This is a genomic window from Pseudovibrio sp. W64 (assembly GCF_001623145.1).
Lineage (GTDB): Bacteria > Pseudomonadota > Alphaproteobacteria > Rhizobiales > Stappiaceae > Pseudovibrio.
On the sequence record NZ_LMCI01000043.1, the window covers coordinates 266,224 to 285,936 of the forward strand.

Below are 19,713 nucleotides of genomic sequence, written 5' to 3' on the forward strand. Positions count from 1 at the left end.
CACCAGAACGGCAAAAAGCCCGGCCATCTCCCAGACCGGGCTTTTTAGTTTCAAATCAGATCAGAGCAAACTAGTGCGCCAGCACTGCCAGAAGCAGAAGAGCCACAATGTTTGTGATCTTGATCATTGGGTTCACAGCTGGACCAGCAGTATCCTTGTAAGGATCACCAACAGTATCACCCGTCACAGCCGCTTTATGAGCTTCAGAGCCCTTACCGCCGTAATGACCGTCTTCAATGTACTTCTTGGCGTTGTCCCACGCACCGCCACCAGCGGTCATGGAAAGCGCAACAAACAGCCCTGTCACAATCACACCAAGCAGCATAGCGCCTAGGGATGCGAAGGCATTTGCTTTGCCAGCGATTGCTTCAATCAGGAAGTAAATGACGATTGGAGATAGCACAGGCAGCATGCTCGGAATGATCATTTCCTTAATTGCAGCCTTGGTCAGCATATCAACAGCACGGCCATAATCAGGGCGAACTTCACCCTTCATGATGCCTGGCTGTTCTTTAAACTGACGCCGAACTTCTTCAACCACAGCACCCGCTGCGCGGCCAACCGCTGTCATGGCCATACCGCCAAACAGGAATGGGAGCAGACCACCAAAGAACAGGCCAACAACCACATATGGGTTAGACAGTGAGAAATCGATAGACGCCTCAGTCATCCCCTTGAAGTAAGGAAACTGCTCAGAGTTTGCCACGAAGAACTTCAGATCCTCCGTGTAAGCCGTAAACAGCACCAGAGCACCAAGACCGGCAGACCCAATCGCGTAGCCCTTGGTCACAGCCTTTGTGGTGTTACCCACTGCATCCAGCGCATCAGTCGTGTCGCGCACTTCCGCAGGCAGGTCTGCCATTTCAGCAATACCACCAGCGTTGTCCGTGACTGGACCAAACGCATCCAGCGCCACAACCATACCAGCCAGCGCCAGCATCGTTGTCACTGCAATGGCAATACCGAACAGACCAGCCAGCTGGAAAGTCACGATAATACCGGCAATGATCACCAGAGCAGGAAGCGCAGTGGATTCCATGGAGACCGCAAGACCCTGAATAACGTTGGTACCGTGACCTGTTTCAGAGGCACGGGCAATCGCCTGCACAGGACGGAAGTTGGTACCGGTGTAATATTCAGTGATCCAGATGATCAGACCTGTCACCACAAGACCGGAAACACCGCAGAAGAACAGATCCAGCGGCGTAAAGCTAACGCCATTGCTCTGCGTCAACACTGTATCCATACCGCCGAAGACCCAGTAGGTCAGCGGATACAGGATGATCAGTGAAACAATTGCAGTGGCGATGAAGCCCTTATAGAGCGCACCCATAATGGAGTTGGACGCACCAAGGCGCACGAAGAACGTACCGATGATGGATGCCACAGAGCAAACACCACAGATCAGCATCGGATACAGCATTGCAGACTGCAAATCAGCTGTACCTGCAAAGTAGATCGCTGCAAGAACCATCGTCGCAACAAGCGTCACGGCGTAGGTCTCAAACAAGTCAGCGGCCATACCTGCACAATCACCAACGTTGTCACCAACGTTATCTGCGATTGTTGCCGGGTTACGTGGATCATCCTCAGGAATGCCAGCCTCAACCTTACCAACAAGGTCACCACCAACATCAGCACCTTTTGTAAAGATGCCGCCGCCAAGACGGGCGAAGATGGAAATCAGAGAAGCACCAAACCCAAGAGCCACAAGCGCATCAATCACAGTACGTGATGTTGGATCAATGCCCATAGGTCCGGTGAGGATCAGGTAGTAAACGGCAACGCCCAGAAGAGCGAGACCGGCAACGAACATCCCGGTAATGGCGCCGGAACGGAATGCAATAGAGAGCCCTGCCCCAAGGCTCTGGCTTGCAGCTTGTGCAGTGCGAACGTTTGCCCGTACGGAGACGAGCATTCCAATAAATCCTGCGGCGCCGGAAAGAACGGCACCGATAACAAATCCAATAGCTACGGTGATAGACAGCAAGTAAGCGACGATGGCGAAGATAACCACGCCAACAATTGCAACACTGGTGTACTGACGAGTGAGGTATGCTTGCGCACCCTCTTGAATGGCACCAGCGATTTCCTGCATTTTCGCAGACCCGGTGTCAGCAGCCATCACGCTGCGAATTGCCCAGATGCCGTAAACGACAGAGAGCAAACCGCACGCAATGGTAACGATAAGTTCAGTCATATTTCCTCCCCTAAGGGTACCCTGCTACTTATGTGTGTGTTCGTAGCAAAATCCGCACTGCAATTGTGTAAATTAACGAACACAGTGACGGTATATACCTGTCACTATCCGTCAAGTTGCTTTTGCGTGGTAGTGGAAGGAAACACGTATGTTGAAAGGAGAGAAACTACTTGGAATTATTCAAACTTTAACTTCCCTTTTTTCAGTAAACATCAGTGAGACAACAAGAAATAGACATAAGATAACGAACGGGAACACCATTAGGTTGACAGTTTCCCAACCAAACACGTTTAACAATTTCCCTGAGGAAAACGAGGCAGTTGCGACTAAACCAAAGACGAAGAAGTCATTTACGGACTGGACTCTGTTTTGTTCTTCTGGTCGGTAAGTTTGTGTCAGCAACGCAGACGCTCCGACGAAAGAAAAGTTCCAGCCAAGACCAAGTAAAATCAGGGAACTCCAGAAAATCCAACGCTCTAGTCCCGTAAGGCCAACCAGCGCGCACACCGCATAAAGCAAGAATCCGGTGCCAATTACAGCTCCATGACCGAATCGGCTGATCAAACTACCCGTAATAAAACTAGGTGCAAACATGGCAATCACGTGCCACTGGATGCCAAGAGCTGCATCTGAGTTCGTCAACCCGCAAGCAACCATGGCGAGCGGAGCAGACGTCATGATCAGATTCATGATCGCGTAACTGATCATTCCACAACCTACAGCCACAAAGAACTTTTGTTGCTTCAAAATCTCTAAAAGCGGACGTCCACGTTCATGCTTTTCCATCTTCGGTGGCAAGGGTATTTCCAAAAACGCCACAAAAAACAAACCGATAAGCATCAGGACCGCTTGCGCAAGGTAGGTTCCGACAAAAAGGAAGGGCTCAAACATGCCCTGTGTCAGAATTACAGTCTGCGGACCAACCACACCGGCAAGAATACCACCGGTCAAAACCCATGAAATTGCTTTGGGCTTGAAGGCAGGGCTGGCGGTATCAGCAGCAGCAAAACGCGCCTGTTGGGTAAAAGCCATAACAAAACCACTGCCGAGTGTAGAAACACAAAGCAGCGTAAAACTTCCAAGGTAGGCAGCGTAGGCAGCAACCAAGGCAAACAGCACACCAAACAGCAGCGCACCAACAAGCCCGGCACGGCGTCCAAAAGTGCGCATGATCATGCCAGCAGGCAACGTCCCGATGGCGGTTCCAAGCACAAAAGCAGTAACAGGCAGTGTTGCCAGAGACTTGTCGTCAACCAACAAAACTGAAGCAAGAATAGATGTGGTTGCAAAAATGATAGGAGGAACACCACCAGCAAACGACTGGGCAAGCGCCAAAAGCAGCGCATTGCGCTTTGCCAATCCGTCATCAATCAACGGAGCCGCCAGAGTATTTGCCATAATGTAAACTTTCAAAGAAATCAGGAAGGAACCGACAGCCTAATCAATTCCACGTAATGAGCAACCACAGAGCTCACCAGATCATCTGTAACTTCGGGAGATATACGCACAACTCGATGAGAATACGTCATGCAAGGCAGCTATTGTCGATTATAACGGCAAACCCAACACAATGCGTCTTGCAATCCCTGCAACGAACATCAGGCCCCACCACAAAAGCAGTGATTTTCCTATGTGGTAGGAAATCAAACGACTTCTGGTCCGTCTTTGGCGTTTTAACGTCGTTGCAGCGGGAACTTTCCGCAACTTAACAACCAAGTAAAGCAATGAAATAACGAATGTTATAAAATAGATAGCCGACTCCATCTGAGTACCTTAGCAAAAATAAGGCTCAGGTCGAGACCACTAATCAAAAATGCTTGAACCCGTCAGCCCCGTGAAGCGCATAGGTCTTGCCATTCAGGCTCAAAGCAATCTCTTTCTTGGAAACATCAGCAGCACCCAGCACACCAATCTGAGCACAGCACAAACCGGTTTCCCGAAGAGCCTTCTCAAAAGCCCCTGTATTCTCAGGCATCACGGCAGCAAGAATCTCATAATCATCCCCTCCCGTAATCACTGTTTCAAGGAAGGCAGCATCTTTCGCAATCATTGCAGAAGCAGCGTCAGATAGTGGAACACTTTCCAGCTTCACTGAGGCCTGCACCTGTGATGTCCGGCACATATGTCCCAGATCAGCAACCAACCCGTCAGACACATCCATCGCCGCAACCGCATGATCACGAAGCGCTTGAGCAGCACCAACACGAGGCTGCGGCAGCAAATAACGGTTTAGGAGGAAATCACGCTGCTCAGCAGAGAGCTCCAGCTTATCTGCGAGTGCTTCATCAAGACGCAACTGCAGGCCAAGTGCGGCATCACCAATGGTGCCAGTCACATAAAGCAATGCACCAGCAACAGCCTCATTGCGCCGAACCACCTGCCCCGTTGGAACCTGACCAAACGCGGTGATGGAAAGCAGCGGGCCTTGTGGGCAGGAAATCGTGTCACCGCCAAGAAGGTCAATCTGGAACTGATCCTGAACCAGCTTCAAGCCGCGGCAAAACTCGGCAACCCACTCTTCACTGATGTCTTTGGAAAGACCAAGACCCAGCAGATACCCCTTAGGTTCAGCACCTTTTGCCGCCAGATCCGAAAGGTTCACACCAAGCGCTTTTTGCGCGATTTCAAAGGGAGGGTCGTTTTCAAAAAAATGAACCCCTGCCATCAACATGTCTTTGGTTACAACCAAATCACATCCGGTGTCAGGGGCAAATACAGCAGCATCATCTTGCAGATGCACAGCACCCGCGCTGGTGGCGAGCGGCGCAAAATAGCGCTCAATAAGCGAGAACTCTCCCGGTCTGGAACTGGTAGCTCTCTCGCTCATTTTTTAGTCTTCGAATTCAGACTGACGCAGTTCGCGAGCCAGACGGTTCATAATACCGTTGACCAGACGTGCCTCATCTCCATCATAGAAGGACTTCGTCACATCAATGTATTCATTGATGATAACGCGGGCCGGAACGTCTTTTTTACGCAAAAACTCAGCACAGCCAACACGAAGGATCGCACGCAAAGTGGTGTCGATACGCTTTAGTGGCCAATCTTCAGAAAGCGCTGTGTGAATGCGAGGATCAATACGCAGCTGATCCTCAAACACCGCCTGCACCAGATCACGGAACCATGCCGGATCCGCATCACGGTACTGGTCGCCATCCACTTCCTGACCAAGCCGGTAAGCTTCATACTCATTCAGCACATCATTCAAACGCGCACCAGTGATTTCCATCTGATACACAGCCTGAACAGCAGCCAATCGAGCAACCCCGCGCTTATTCGCGGGTTTCACTTCGGCGTTTTTCTTGTTGTTTTCCGTTGTCATCCTAAACCTTACACACCGAACCGGTCGCGCACGTCAATCATAGCAAGACAAGCTTCAGCAGCACCGCCGCCCTTGTTCTTTTTAGAAACGCTTGCGCGCGCCCATGCCTGATCATCATTCTCAACTGTCTGGATGCCGTTACCAACTGCAACGTTTGCATCCACAGAAAGATCCATGATCGCACGAGCCGACTCGTTAGAAACGATGTCGTAATGGGTTGTTTCACCGCGAATTACAACACCGAGCAATACAAAACCGTCATAATCTGCGTCGCCATTTTCCATTGCGGTTAACGCCATGGAAAGCGCAGCAGGAATTTCGAGCACACCTGGCACAGCCAGTCGAGAGATTTTCGCTCCTTCACGGTCCAGCACATCTGAAGCACCTTCATAAAGGGCATCAGCCAGATCTTCGTAAAACCGTGCTTCAATAACAAGAATGTGCGGAACGGCGCTCATTTAATTTCTCCTAATGCCAACCTCATCTTTTCACTGAGAAATCAGCAAAAATGGGTTAAGGCCACGGGTACGGACAGTACCCACGTATGTGCGCTCAGGAACCACGCCCCAAGCGAAATGTCCAGTTATTTCCTGCGGAAGATTTTGGCTATAAGGCTATTTTGCAATTTCTGCAAGGCTTGGAAACTCAGCAAGACGCGCAACGTACCGTGCCATCATGTCAACTTCCAAGTTTACCTCATCCCCCTGCGCTCTGTCGGACCATGTGGTCACCTCCAGAGTGTGTGGAATAAGGAAGACAGAAAACGTATTTCCTTCAGCCTCGTTCACCGTCAAAGAGGTGCCATCCAGCCCCACGGATCCCTTCTTCGGGATGAACCTCGCGAACTCTGGCGCACACTCAAATTTCAGATAAACGCTCTCAGGGTGTTCGGTCCGCTCAACAATGGTCGCCTTGCCATCCACATGCCCCAGAACCAGGTGACCACCCAGCTCAGCGCCCATGGAAAGGGAACGCTCCAGATTGACCCGCTTGCCCACGCTCCACTCAGCAACAGTTGTCAGCGCCAGCGTTTCGGCAGCCGATTCAACCGTAAACCAGTTCTGCTCGCCATCACGACCTTTCGCGACAACAGTGTGGCAAACGCCGGAACAGGCAATAGATGCACCAATATCGATCCCGTCAGGATCGTAAACAGTACCAATTTTCGTCCGCTGACCTGCAGCAATCTGCTCCAGTTCAAGGATTGTTCCAACGTCACTAACGATGCCCGTAAACACCTAGAACCTCTCTTTTGGCGTATACCGCCACAACAGATCTTCGCCCACAGGACGCAGCATCTGCTTGTTATAACCGTCTCGCAAACTCTCCAGCCCTTCAAATCCAAAAGGCTGAATACCATCGGACCCAATCAGATTGGCTCCCTGGAAAATCAATAGCTCATCCACCAGATCTTGCTGAAGCAGACCGTGCGCAAGCTCCGCACCGCCCTCAACCATAACCTGGGAGAGACCATGCATGTAAAGCGCATCCAGTGCCTTATCAAGACATACCTTGCCATTTCTGAGGCAGTCATTGACGATAACTGTCACGCCTTCCCGCTCAAGCGCACTGACGCGATGATCCGGCGCATGTTCACCAATCACCACCCACAGGGAATTGATCTCTGCGTTTTGCACCAGCTTGGAGGAAAGCGGAATCCGGGCCTGACTATCAAACACCACCGGCTGCGGTGAGCGATTCGCCATGCCCGGCAGGCGCACAGAGAGCTCAGGATCGTCTTCTAAAACCGTGCCGATGCCCACAACAATGGCATCCATCTGCGCCCGCATCGCATGCACCAGCTGCCGCGACAACGGACTGGAGATCGCCACCTGTCCGGCACCACGCTTGCCGATATAACCATCTTTCGTCACAGCCATCTTCAGCTGAACAAAAGGACGCTCATTAAGGATACGGGAGATATGACCGCGAACAGCTTGTCGGCATTCCTTTTCCAAAATACCGATTAGGACGTCAACACCGCCCTCTTCAAGGATCTTTTTGCCGCGACCGGCAACAGCAGGGTTGGGATCAGCGGTGCCATAAACAACGCGCGCCACGCCAGCCGCCACAAGCGCCCGCGCACATGGGCCAGTCCGGCCATAATGCGCACAAGGCTCAAGGGTCACATAAGCTGTCGCGCCTTGGGCATGTTCACCGGCATCTTTGATGGCCAGCACTTCAGCGTGAGAGCCACCGGGAGGCAGAGTTGCACCCTGCCCCACAATCACAGGCCCATCACCAAAATCTTTTGTCAGGATTGCTCCAACAGGAGGATTGGGCCACGTCCGGCCCTTTGCACGAATGCCATAGCTGATCGCCGCCGCCATAAAGCGTTCGTGCTCAACTCGTTCCTTTGCATCTAATGCTTTGTAACCAGACAAAGCCATCCCCCTGCCAGCACTACAGCGTATTCCTTAAAAGAAAAGCCCGATCCTCGGAGAAAATACGCAACACAACACTGCAAAAAGCCAGAGATTACATCCGTGGCGGCATCATCAGCGGATCAACATCCGCATCGGAAAGCTCATCCAACAGAGCCTCGAAGTCTTTGGCCTCGCGGAAATTCTTATAAACAGAAGCGAACCGCACATAAGCCACATCGTCAAGGGTTTTCAGCCCTTCCATGACCAAATGACCAATATCTTCCGCCACAACGTCACTTTCACCGGAGCTTTCCAGCTGCCGGACAAGCCCGCTCACCATACGCTCTATACGCTCAGGCTCAACAGGACGCTTGCGGGTTGCGATCAGAACAGAGCGCATCAGCTTTTCGCGATCAAAAGGTACTCGGCGCCCGTTACGCTTGATAACGGTCAGCTCGCGCAGCTGAACACGCTCAAAGGTGGTAAAACGACCACCACAAGTCTGGCAGACCCTGCGCCGACGGATAGCTGTATTATCCTCGGTCGGGCGCGAATCCTTCACCTGGGTGTCATCACCCCCGCAATATGGACAACGCATCTCGCCTGCCTCCTTACTTAAACACTAAAGAACCGCCGAAGGGTGTCCGGCGGTTCTTCTCGTTTAAATTAGTTTTTGTAGATTGGGAACCGGGCAGTAAGGGCCAGTACCTTCTCTTTGACCCGTGCTTCCACAGCTTCGTTGTCGTCAACGGAATTTGCTTTGCGCACACCTTCCAGAACCTCGGTAATCAGCTTACCGATTTCACGGAATTCTTCCTTACCAAACCCACGGGAAGTCCCAGCAGGTGTACCAAGGCGGATACCGGAGGTGATGGTCGGTTTCTGAGGATCAAGCGGAACACCGTTCTTGTTACAGGTGATGTTCGCACGGCCCAGAGAAATCTCTGCGTTTTTGCCGGTCAGTTCCATTGGACGCAGGTCAACCAGCATAAGGTGTGTGTCGGTACCGCCAGAAACGATATCCAGACCACCTTCAACCAGTGTCGCAGCCAGAACCTGTGCGTTTTCGACAACGTCTTTCGCGTAGGTCTTGAACTCAGGACGCAGCGCTTCACCGAAGGCAACAGCCTTACCAGCGATCACATGCATCAAAGGACCACCCTGCAGACCTGGGAAGATCGCGGAGTTGATCTTTTTCGCAATGTCAGCGTCGTTGGTCACAACCAGACCACCACGAGGACCGCGCAGGGTCTTATGGGTGGTGGATGTTGCAACATGCGCATGCGGGAACGGGCTTGGATGCTGACCACCAGCAACAAGACCTGCAAAGTGCGCCATGTCGACCCAAAGGTAAGCGCCTACTTCGTCAGCGATTGCGCGGAACGCAGCAAAATCGATCTCACGGGAGTAAGCAGAACCGCCAGCAATGATGATCTTTGGCTGGTGTTCTTTAGCAAGCTCACGCACCTCATCCATGTTGATGTGGCCAGTTTCAGTGTTCAGGCCGTACTGAACAGCGTTGAACCACTTGCCGGACAAGTTCGGGCGAGCGCCGTGTGTCAGGTGACCACCTGCATCAAGGCTCATGCCGAGCAGAGTGTCGCCTGGTTTCGCCAAAGCAAGCAAAACGGACTGGTTGGCCTGAGAGCCGGAATTCGCCTGCACGTTAGCAAAATCACAGCCGAACAACTCTTTTACGCGGTCGATTGCAAGACGCTCAACGATATCGACGTATTCACAACCACCGTAGTAACGGCGACCAGGATAACCCTCGGCGTATTTGTTGGTCAGGACGGAACCCTGCGCCTCAAGCACAGCGCGAGATACAATATTTTCCGAAGCGATAAGCTCAATCTCGTTCTGCTGACGAGTAAGTTCTTTATTGATTGCCTCGAGAAGCTCTGGGTCACCAGAAGCCAGGCTACCTGTAAAAAACTCTGGGTAGAGCGGCGTCGTAATTGGATTATCCGATACGGACATAGGTGGACCTCATGACAAGGTTGGAGCAACAAACTGACGAAACGTCCCAATATCGTTTCGCATTCCCATCCCGACAAGTTGTAGCTTCGGGTCCTAGCCCATTAACATATAGGGGGTAACGAACCAAGCGTTGTTCATAGGAATTGCGCAATACTATTGCTGCCATCACCCAAAATTTATGAATTACGCATCTTGAGGTTGTAATTTGCGTTCCAGCTTACGAAGTGCCAGCTGCTTCAGATGCGACTCGCTCGCATTACGAGGCCCCACAACAAACACCTCAACACCGCTGTGAGCACAAATTGCTGTCATGCGAACAGCATTCCCAACCACGCGCGTCTCAAAATAGACCTGCCCCAGCTTAGACATATGGCCCCTCGCCTTGCTTCTCTCAGATTCGTAAGTTGCCTGCCGTTTTAGCAGGTAAAACAGCGCAGCACAGGCATGCCCGCCGCCACATCCCCAAAAGAAAAGGGCCGCTCTGCATCTGGCAGAGACGGCCCTTCAAATCTGAAACTCTTGCAAAACCTTACTGAGCAGAGGCCTGCGCCATCGGATCAGCACTCGCGGCGTAAAGCCCATCCTTGTCGTAGATGTCATCCCGGAAGTGAACCATGCCATCGCTCAGCGCCCACGCAGTCACGTAGGACATGTGGAGCGGAATACGGCTCTTCATCTTCACATCCGTACGCTCACCTGAATTGATGGCTGCATCCACGCGGCTGCGGGTCCAGTCTGGTGTTGTCGACCCAAGCAACCATGTCACCAGCTCACGCACGTTCTGCACACGCACACAGCCGGAGGAATGGAAGCGATAACCTTCACCGAACAAAGACTGCTCTGGCGTATCGTGCAGGTACACTTGATGAGTGTTGTTGAAGTTGATCCGGATGCTGCCCATGGAGTTACCCTCACCCGGGTCCTGCGTAAAGCGATACTGGGTCGCTTCATCCGTATTCCAGTCAATCTCCTGCCACTGCTTTTCTTTGCCATACCAGTCATAGATATGAATGTTGTTCTTCGCCAGATACTGCGGATCCTTCTGCATCTTCGGAATCAGATCTTTCCGGATAATGCTGACAGGAACAGTCCAGTACGGGTTGAAGTTCACTTCATAAATCGCAGAGCTGAGGATCGGAGACTGGCGATCCTGCTTGCCAACAACAGCAGTGTGACGAGAGCGAACACGGCCATTTTCAACAACCTCAATGCGAGCTGCCGGAATGTTCACGTTCACATAGGTATCTGTCACGTTTTCAGCCAAAGCAGAAACGCGCTCCAGATTGGTCCGCAGCTGCTGCAAACGCACCTCAACAGGCACATTCATCGCAATCACGGTTGCCCGCCCCACAACACCATCCGGTGTCAGGCCATGGCGCAACTGAAAGCGGCGAACAGCTGAATCAACGTAACTGTCAAAAACCTCAGAGACGCCTGCATGCTGCGCCATGTCGCCTGAAACAATCAGGCGCTGTCGCAAAGCTGCAATTGCCGGTGCGCGCATACCAATGCGCAAAACTTTCTTGGTGGAGACCTCAGGCCAACCGCCATTGAGAGCGATACGTTCATAATCGAGAATCGCATCAATCATGTACTGGCTGGTCTGCTTGGAGATAATCGGAGCCACAAAATCAATCTGCTCCAAAGAAGAAACCCCCTCATCAAAGGTGTCTTCCCATTCCGTGCCCTGACCAACGATAGGCTGTGTAGGAGCAACCGGTGCCGGCTGACTGACAGCTTGCTGAATGCTGCCATTATAGGAAAGCAGGTCTGGAACCTTCACCTGTGCCTGTGCAGACATCATACCTGCAGAAAGGCCCGTACTCACAACGAGAGCCAGAGCAAACTTGCTGCGGTTTAAAAGAGGTGCCAACACGAATAGTTTCTCCTAGCAATCAGTCATTCTGTAAGATTCCATGTAACTTGGTAAACAGAGACTTAACATGGCAAATCTACATGGCATTATCTTGGCAAACTCGCAAGACTTCAGCCAAAAATCGGGGAGGAACATCTGTTGGTGAATTAAAGAAAGTGATCGATCCCCTGAACAAATCAGAGTTGACAGTTTCTAAATTTACAATGCCAACAGCACTTTTTCAGCCCGAAAAGTGAGAGCGTGTATTCCCCACTCAATGTGACCGTTTAATGGCTAATTACTCCAAGTGGGAAAAAGGTGGTTACGCAGCGAGCGTTGGTTTGCACCTAGTGCAAGAAAGCAACAATCAGCCCAACTTACTCACAGACGCCTTATCTGGAGCTGGCCCGCCACCCGCAGCAATCCCATACAAGCTTTGCCGCAAACCGGCCCTCATAACATGCAAAAACACCGCCCCCGGTGCATGGAAGCGGTGTTTTTTGAAAGCCCTGATATCGCCGAAAATTAAAGACGATAGAGGATTTGATCTGTCCAGAAGCGTTCCAGACGACGCAGGGACCGGTTCAGCTCTTCAAAGTTCTCGGTTGAGAGCTCACCAACCTGCTCAACAGAAAGAATATGACGACTGTAAAGGTCATCAACAATCTGAGCAATCTCGCGCCCTTTTTCCGTCAGGCTCACCCGCACAGAGCGGCGATCCATCTGGGAACGTTCGTGATTGATGTATCCGGTTTCAACGAGTTTCTTCAGATTATAAGAAACGTTGGAACCAAGATAATAACCGCGAGTACGAAGCTCGCCTGCAGTCAGCTCGGCGTCGCCAATGTTGAAAAGAAGCAGCGCCTGAACGCTGTTCACATCGGAACGACCCATCCGGTCAAACTCATCTTTAATGACGTCAAGAAGACGACGATGCAGACGCTCGATGAGCGTCAGTGCCTCGAGGTATGCAGGCTTAAGCCCTACCGTTTCTTCTTCTTGCGCCAAGACCTCAACGGCCCTGTTTGTATTGATCATCTGGTTGCGCCTCATGTCCATATTTTTCGTGCGTTCGTATTTTTATCAGCACTTGAAGCAAATTTACGCGACCGCTTCTAAGAACCGCTTAAGAGACACGATGAATTATTTCTTAATCACTAGCAAGCGTGTAGACCTTTCCGTTAACCCTCTGTTTACCCTGACTTCCGAAGCAAGTGGATGATGCCGGAGAAGTCGACGTTTTCCCCGCCATTGTTACAGTATTCCTCATAGAGCCGAGCCGCCTTTTCACCCATTGGTGTGTTAGCTCCGCTCGAATCTGCTGCCTCTTCCGCCAGTAGCAAGTCTTTCAGCATCATTGGCGCTGCAAAGCCGGGCTTATATTCATTGTTGGCTGGCGACGTCGGAACCGGTCCGGGAATCGGGCAGTAGGAGGTCAAAGACCAACACTGACCGGAGGACTTGGAGGAGATGTCGTAAAGCTTTTGTGGGTCCAGACCCAACTTTTCAGCCAAAACAAACGCCTCACAGGTACCGATCATCGAAATACCAAGCAACATGTTGTTACAGATCTTTGCTGCCTGCCCAGCGCCAGCATCACCGGCATGAACAATCGAGGCTCCCATAATATCCAGGAGCGGCTTAGCCCGTTCAAATGCAGAATCAGGCCCACCAACCATAAAGGTCAATGTGCCGTTCGCAGCACCCACAATACCTCCGGAAACCGGAGCATCGACCATGCCCATGCCAGCTTCGCTTGCTGCTTTTGCAACATCGCGACTGCTGTCCACATCAATAGTCGAGCTATCGATAAACAGCGTGCCCTTTGGTGCATGCGCAAGAATTCCATCTTCGCCCGTATACACGGCACGAACATGCTTCCCTGCTGGCAGCATGGTAACAACAGCCTGAACGTCGCGAACCGCTTCAACTGTTGACGAAGCAACTTGCCCGCCCGTAGCCTGAAACGCAGTACGCGCCTCTTCAGAAAGATCTACACCGACGACTTCATGTCCGGCTTTGACAAGATTTGCAGCCATAGGGCCGCCCATATTGCCAAGACCAATAAAAGCAACGCGAAGAACAGTTTCTCCCATTGCATCCTCCCGAAAATCGCCGTCCGTCAGGATTTTGAACATTTAGAACTTGCCCCAAGCTGATCACTTAGGGTTCGCTCAGATCAATTTGACGTGAACGGCAGTTTGCAAAACAGTAAATTTCAATGAGTTACAGACCAAACTGAACTTTGGTCGATCAGGCCCGTTCCTCTCGCTCTGCAAGGTAAAGCAGAACGAGATAAAGGGCGATTGCACTGATGTAGAATACGACCTCAGTCGGACTACGACCAAAGACCATGGGAAACACGGAATACATCACCACTTGAGCCAGTGAGCGGAACAGCCACATCACTGTTCCCCAGCTGGAAAGCAGCCACAGACCGATGGCAGTCACCAGATCGAGAATAGCGAAAAAGATAATGGTAGACTGCACTTGTACGCCGACGCTCTCAAACGGAGCACCGTCAATCAAGCGCACACCAAGTATTGCGCCCCAGTAGCTCAGGCCTGCAAACAGCATAAAGACGGCGAGCAGCCTGACATACGCATGCAGCAAAAACTGAAAGGAGGGAACCCTCTTCATCAGCTCTACAAAAACGCCAGGCATATCTAAAGCTCCACCTTACAAATCTGCCCCAATCAAAGGCAGTAAGCCCCTTGCCCCGTTAAAATACGAGGTCACCCCCCTTCGGTGACATAAAATGGGCCTCAACATCAACTGTTTTTATTTCATCGAGGCTTGAATGCTGCCATTTAGGGGCGTGATCCTTATCGATAATCACAGCTCGTACACCCTCATAGAAATCCTCGCCCAGCAGAATCTGCGAAACAATCCGATGCTCCATGACCATACACTCAGCCATGGAAAGCCCCGCACCGCGCCGCACCTGCTGAAAAGCAACTTCCATACTGAGCGGTGAGCGCTTGCCAATCGTTTCCAGAGCAGCAACTGCAAAGTCATCATGCTCCGAGCCCTGCAACTTGCGCAGACGGTCCACAACTTCCAGCGTACTCTCAGCGCCAAAGCACTCATCCACCACATCCGCTTTGGCATGTAGCGGCGCAGGCCCCGGATCAAACGCATAACGCGCCAGCACAGGCTCTACGTCCTGAGCCTCACACAGCGCCTCTGCCAACGCAGCCATATCCTCAGATTTCACCGCATGGGTCAAAATGCCGGTCCAGTAGCAATCCGCTTGCCTCAACCGCTCCCCGGTCATCGCGCAGTACATGCCCGTGTTCTGAGGCATTTTCGGCAGGAAGTGACTGCCGCCCACATCCGGGAAGAAACCAATCGCCGTCTCAGGCATGGCAAACATCGTCTTCTCACTGCCCACACGATACGCACCATGAACCGAGATGCCGACACCGCCGCCCATCACAATACCATCAAGCAGAGCAATCAAAGGCTTAGCGTAGCTTTCCATGTAAGTGTTGAGGCGATACTCATCCGCAAAGAACGGTAGGCTCACATCAATTTTCTCAGGCCCGTTTTCGGCAACCTGACGAATATCTCCACCCGCGCAAAAGGCCTTTTCACTGTTGCTCTTAATGAGAACATGATGAACCGCATCATCAATCAGCCAGCGCTCCAGCTGCCGGTGCATCGCAACGCACATCTCATGTGTCAGCGCATTCAGCGCCTTGGGGCGATTGAGAATGATAAGACCGGCATGGCCCTTCTCTTCAAAAAGAACATCAGTAGTTTCGGACAAGACTTCCCCCGCATATTCCTGTTGCACAGCGTACCTATTCATTTTGCTAAATTTGCTCAGCGTATCTCTGAAAAGTGGCGACCGGTTTTCGGATAAAGAAACGCAACATAAAAGCCAAAGCAGTTCCCTCCAAGCATCCTAGGAAGAACTGCTTCAGCAACTCAAGCTTTCATCAGCTCACGCGCCACGATGACGCGCATAATCTCGTTGGTTCCTTCCAGTATCTGGTGAACCCGCAAGTCGCGCAAATGACGCTCCAGCGGATAATCCTTCAGATACCCGTAACCACCATGGATCTGCAGCGCTTCATTGACCACCTTGAAACCCGTATCCGTCGCCAGCCGCTTGGCCATCGCCGCCATCTTGGTCGCCTGAGGGTCTTTCCGGTCCAGCAGAAACGCCGCCTTGTGCAGCAGCAAACGCGCTGCTTCCAGTTCCGTCGCCATATCCGCAATTTTGAACTGCAGCGCCTGAAACTGAGCCAGCGAGCGCCCAAATTGCTTGCGCTCATCCATGTATTGCAAAGCCCGGTCCAGACAGAACTGCGCGCCACCAAGTGAACAGGCCCCAATGTTCAGGCGCCCACCATCAAGCCCGGCCATGGCAATCGAAAAGCCTTGTCCCTCTGCGCCAACCAGGTTCTCAACCGGAACACGGCAGTCTTCAAAGATCACCTGCGCCGTCGGCTGGCTGCACCAACCAAGCTTATGCTCGTTGGCCCCAAAGGATAGACCCGGCGCATCCTTTTCAACCACGATACAGGATATCCCCTTCGGCCCATCCTCCCCCGTACGCACCATGCAGACATATACATCAGAGACACCGCCGCCAGAGATGAAGGATTTTGAGCCGTTGATCACATAATGATCACCATCCCGCACCGCCTTCGTGCGCAGCGACGCCGCATCCGATCCAGCCCCCGGCTCGGTCAGACAATAACTCGCCACCTTCTCCATGCTGCAAAGACCGGGGAGGAATCTCTGCCGGACCTCATCAGACCCAAACCGGTCCACCATACCAGCAGCCATATTATGGATAGACAAAAACGCAGAGGTAGAAACACATCCCTTGGAGAGCTCTTCAAAGATCAATGCCCCATCAAGACGTCCCAGTTGCGAGCCGCCCACATCTTCACGCACGTACAGCCCGCCCAGACCCAGCGCCGCTGCCTTGCGAAGCACATCCAGCGGGAAATGAGATTTCGCATCCCACTCTGCTGCAAAAGGCGCCATCTCCTCCTGCGCAAATCCGGCTGCCATATCCACAAAGGCACGTTGATCTTCGTTCAGTTCAAATTCCATGGAATCCGTCCTCCCGGCAAGCAGCCTCCCACAACCACCAGCCACAATATTAATGTAATTGCGTCAATCGGTAGACCCACACCAAAACTGCGTCAATTCTCGGAAAGACCAAGATAAGACCAATTGCTCAGTCAAAACAGCGCCCCGTACACAGCAACGTTCCAAAAACGCAATGCTTTCAAACCAACGCAACAAATCGCGCAAAGGTATAATCTACGAGTGATTCCCCGCTTGTTCCCCTCGCACTTCCAATCAGCCGAGAGGATAAGTCTGTCGTCCACCGTTTAATTGCTCTGAAAGCGAAAACCTTCCCGCGAATCTAAAGAACCTCTGGAACACAAAAAGAATTTGAGTTTCATCAAGCAAACTCCCCGTGCTATCTGACATCAAATGCCCTAGTAGTTTTGAGTAAACCGACGCTCTCAGAGCTAAAGACGCCACACAACAAGTCATTCAGGTGAGTTACCATGCCGTTTGCCAATGAATCGCATTCTTCCGTAGACATGAACCAGATTTTGAACGGCCGCCGAATGCGTCGCAATCGTCACAGCGATTGGTCCCGTCGTTTGATCCGCGAAAACACAATCACCACGGACGACCTGATCTGGCCAATCTTCCTGATTGATGGCGAGAAGAAAACCGAACCAGTCACCTCCATGCCAGGCGTTGAGCGCTATTCTGTCGATATGGCAGTGCGCGCCGCTGAGCAGGCTGCAGAACTTGGCATTCCGGTTATGGCACTGTTTCCAAACACCGACCCTGATTTGCGCGACGAAATGGGCACCGAAGCACTGAACGACAGCAACCTGACCTGCCGCGCGCTGCAAGCCATCAAGGCCGAAGGCTTCCCTGTTGGCCTGATGACAGACGTTGCGCTGGACCCTTACACCTCTCACGGTCACGATGGCCTGATGGCAGGCGACAAGATCATCAATGATGAAACCGTAGATCAGCTGTGCCGTCAGGCTCTTATTCAGGCAGAAGCTGGCTCTGATATCATTGCACCTTCTGACATGATGGATGGCCGTATCGGTGCAATCCGCTATGCGCTGGACAATAATAACTTCGAAAACCTGCAAATCATGGCCTACTCCGCAAAGTATGCCTCCGCATTTTATGGCCCGTTCCGCGACGCTGTTGGCTCCAACTCAAACCTGAAGGGCGACAAACGCACCTATCAGATGGACCCGGCCAACACGGACGAAGCGCTGAAAGAAGCTGAGCTGGATCTGGATGAAGGTGCAGACATGATCATGGTGAAGCCGGGAATGCCTTACCTTGATATTCTCCGCCGCATCAAAGACGCCTTCCTTGCACCAACCTACGCCTATCAGGTCTCCGGCGAATACGCCATGATCTGCGCAGCAGCGCAAAACGGCTGGATGGACAAAGACAAAGCCATGCTGGAAAGCCTGATGGCGTTTAAGCGTGCCGGTGCAGATGGTGTCTTAACCTACTTTGCACCTGAACTTGCGAAAAAGCTAAACGGCAAATAAAGCCCGTAAAACAAGACACCTGCGAGAACAAAACATGCCAAAGGTGGCCTCACCTCTTCTCACCCTTTCAAAGATTGAAGAGGCTGCAAACAACATCAAGGGCGCGGTGATATCAACACCGCTCCTGCCAGCCGCTCAACTGGATGCCATCACAGGCGCCACTGTTTTCGTCAAATACGAGAACATGCAGGCCACCAATGCCTTCAAAGAGCGCGGCGCCCTGAACAAGCTGCTTCACCTGACAGATGAAGAGAAAAGCCGCGGCGTGATCGCCATGTCCGCCGGCAATCACGCGCAAGCTGTAGCTCTTCATGCACAGCGTCTTGGCATCCCGGCACTCATCGTCATGCCCAACGGCACGCCTTACGTAAAGGTGGAGGCAACCAAAGCCTTTGGCGCCAAAGTCGTTCTTGCTGGTGAAACTGTAGACGATGCTAAGAATGAAGCTGACCGCCTGTCAGAAAAACATGGCTACATCTGGGTTCATCCGTTTGATGATCTGGAAGTCATCGCAGGACAAGGCACAATCGCTCTTGAAATGCTGAAGGCCCAGCCAGATCTGGACACGCTGATCGTACCAGTTGGCGGTGGTGGAATGATCTCCGGCATCGCAGTCGCAGCCAAAGCGATCAAGCCGGATATCGAGATCATCGGTGTTGAAAGCGAGCTCTACCCGTCCATGTACGCTGCCCTGCGCAACCAGCCAATGGAATGCGGTGGCAACTCTCTGGCAGAGGGTATCGCAGTCAAAGTGCCCGGCACGTATACTCAGCAGCTGGTCAGGCAATATGTCGACGATATTCTGCTCGTCAGCGAAAGCCAGATAGAGGAAGCCATCAACATCTTCCTCACCCGCCTGAAAACGGTGGCTGAAGGAGCTGGCGCTGCGGGCCTTGCCGCCATTTGCGCGCACCCGGAGCGATTTAAAGGCAAAAAAGTTGGGCTTGTCCTCTGCGGAGGCAACATCAATCCTCGCCTGCTGGCATCCATCGCATTGCGCCAGCTGGTCCGCCTTGGCAACATCATACACATCCGCTGCAACATCCCGGATCGTCCGGGCATCCTTGGCGAAATCTCAACTACGATCGGTCAGCTGGGCGGCAACATTTTAGAAGTCTCTCACCATCGCCTCTTCCTTGACGTCTCCGTAAAAGGTGCAACACTGGACGTGGCGATTGAGACCCGTGACAATCAGCACGCAAAAGAAATAGTTGCTGCGCTGGAAGAAGGAGATATTCACGTCTCCCACCTGTCTTCTGGCGAGATGCGATTCTAGGGTTATCCCCACTCGCAAACTGCAATTGAGATCAGCATCTGCGCCGAACACCGCGTTCGCGCAGATGTCTGAGTGGCAGCCTGCGCAAAATTATCCTCTCTTTGCCAGATTCTACAAAAATAGTTTGCTACCCCCGCTTGAAACT

Annotated in this window: 18 protein-coding genes; 2 read left to right on the forward strand and 16 right to left on the reverse strand. The window is 52.2% G+C overall.

Features of this window, described 5'->3' with window-relative positions:
• Window positions 1-70 precede the first annotated feature (70 nt).
• The 16 genes from PsW64_RS25315 to PsW64_RS25390 all read right to left on the reverse strand — a co-directional run bounded on the left by PsW64_RS25315 (window position 71) and on the right by PsW64_RS25390 (window position 16,796).
• Window positions 71-2,200, reverse strand: a complete 2,130-nt coding sequence (locus PsW64_RS25315) for a sodium-translocating pyrophosphatase (RefSeq protein ID WP_057464301.1) — start codon at window positions 2,198-2,200, stop codon at window positions 71-73.
• Between the two features lie 180 nt (window positions 2,201-2,380).
• A complete protein-coding gene (locus tag PsW64_RS25320) occupies window positions 2,381-3,598 on the reverse strand; it encodes an MFS transporter (RefSeq protein WP_063305411.1) in 1,218 nt (405 codons plus the stop codon).
• Window positions 3,599-4,007: 409 nt separating this feature from the next.
• Entirely contained in the window at window positions 4,008-5,027 is a 1,020-nt protein-coding gene (gene thiL, locus PsW64_RS25325) for a thiamine-phosphate kinase (RefSeq protein WP_063305412.1), read from the reverse strand.
• A 3-nt stretch (window positions 5,028-5,030) separates the two neighbouring features.
• The gene (gene nusB, locus PsW64_RS25330) at window positions 5,031-5,522 is read right to left on the reverse strand and encodes a transcription antitermination factor NusB (protein ID WP_057464298.1); all 492 of its coding nucleotides are present in this window, start codon (window positions 5,520-5,522) and stop codon (window positions 5,031-5,033) included.
• A gap of 8 nt (window positions 5,523-5,530) precedes the next feature.
• Window positions 5,531-5,980 (reverse strand): 6,7-dimethyl-8-ribityllumazine synthase, encoded by a 450-nt coding sequence (gene ribH, locus PsW64_RS25335; RefSeq protein WP_057464297.1) that lies wholly within the window; start codon window positions 5,978-5,980, stop codon window positions 5,531-5,533.
• A 156-nt stretch (window positions 5,981-6,136) separates the two neighbouring features.
• Window positions 6,137-6,760, reverse strand: a complete 624-nt coding sequence (locus tag PsW64_RS25340; RefSeq protein WP_063289206.1) for a riboflavin synthase — start codon at window positions 6,758-6,760, stop codon at window positions 6,137-6,139.
• Window positions 6,761-7,906 (reverse strand): bifunctional diaminohydroxyphosphoribosylaminopyrimidine deaminase/5-amino-6-(5-phosphoribosylamino)uracil reductase RibD, encoded by a 1,146-nt coding sequence (ribD, locus tag PsW64_RS25345; protein ID WP_063305460.1) that lies wholly within the window; start codon window positions 7,904-7,906, stop codon window positions 6,761-6,763. It abuts the gene before it with no gap.
• Between the two features lie 94 nt (window positions 7,907-8,000).
• Complete coding sequence (nrdR, locus tag PsW64_RS25350) at window positions 8,001-8,486, reverse strand: transcriptional regulator NrdR (RefSeq protein WP_063305413.1); 486 nt, start codon at window positions 8,484-8,486, stop codon at window positions 8,001-8,003.
• A 68-nt stretch (window positions 8,487-8,554) separates the two neighbouring features.
• Window positions 8,555-9,868, reverse strand: coding sequence for a serine hydroxymethyltransferase (gene glyA, locus PsW64_RS25355; RefSeq protein WP_063305414.1), 1,314 nt, complete (start codon window positions 9,866-9,868; stop codon window positions 8,555-8,557).
• Window positions 9,869-10,051: 183 nt separating this feature from the next.
• A complete protein-coding gene (locus PsW64_RS25360) occupies window positions 10,052-10,237 on the reverse strand; it encodes a DUF6898 family protein (RefSeq protein WP_063305415.1) in 186 nt (61 codons plus the stop codon).
• A gap of 160 nt (window positions 10,238-10,397) precedes the next feature.
• The gene (locus tag PsW64_RS25365) at window positions 10,398-11,744 is read right to left on the reverse strand and encodes a L,D-transpeptidase family protein (RefSeq protein ID WP_057464292.1); all 1,347 of its coding nucleotides are present in this window, start codon (window positions 11,742-11,744) and stop codon (window positions 10,398-10,400) included.
• A gap of 504 nt (window positions 11,745-12,248) precedes the next feature.
• The gene (gene ldtR, locus PsW64_RS25370) at window positions 12,249-12,761 is read right to left on the reverse strand and encodes a transcriptional regulator LdtR (RefSeq protein WP_057464291.1); all 513 of its coding nucleotides are present in this window, start codon (window positions 12,759-12,761) and stop codon (window positions 12,249-12,251) included.
• Window positions 12,762-12,916: 155 nt separating this feature from the next.
• A complete protein-coding gene (gene mmsB / locus PsW64_RS25375) occupies window positions 12,917-13,861 on the reverse strand; it encodes a 3-hydroxyisobutyrate dehydrogenase (protein ID WP_244277358.1) in 945 nt (314 codons plus the stop codon).
• A 115-nt stretch (window positions 13,862-13,976) separates the two neighbouring features.
• Window positions 13,977-14,387 (reverse strand): DUF6163 family protein, encoded by a 411-nt coding sequence (locus PsW64_RS25380; RefSeq protein ID WP_057464290.1) that lies wholly within the window; start codon window positions 14,385-14,387, stop codon window positions 13,977-13,979.
• 58 nt (window positions 14,388-14,445) lie between these two features.
• Complete coding sequence (locus PsW64_RS25385) at window positions 14,446-15,495, reverse strand: enoyl-CoA hydratase/isomerase family protein (protein WP_244277359.1); 1,050 nt, start codon at window positions 15,493-15,495, stop codon at window positions 14,446-14,448.
• Between the two features lie 161 nt (window positions 15,496-15,656).
• The gene (locus PsW64_RS25390) at window positions 15,657-16,796 is read right to left on the reverse strand and encodes an isobutyryl-CoA dehydrogenase (protein WP_063305416.1); all 1,140 of its coding nucleotides are present in this window, start codon (window positions 16,794-16,796) and stop codon (window positions 15,657-15,659) included.
• 467 nt (window positions 16,797-17,263) lie between these two features.
• Between PsW64_RS25390 and hemB the strand changes: the two genes are divergently transcribed.
• Window positions 17,264-18,292 (forward strand): porphobilinogen synthase, encoded by a 1,029-nt coding sequence (gene hemB / locus PsW64_RS25395; protein WP_057464288.1) that lies wholly within the window; start codon window positions 17,264-17,266, stop codon window positions 18,290-18,292.
• A 34-nt stretch (window positions 18,293-18,326) separates the two neighbouring features.
• Window positions 18,327-19,568 (forward strand): threonine ammonia-lyase, encoded by a 1,242-nt coding sequence (locus tag PsW64_RS25400; RefSeq protein WP_063305417.1) that lies wholly within the window; start codon window positions 18,327-18,329, stop codon window positions 19,566-19,568.
• The last annotated feature ends 145 nt before the right edge of the window (window positions 19,569-19,713 follow it).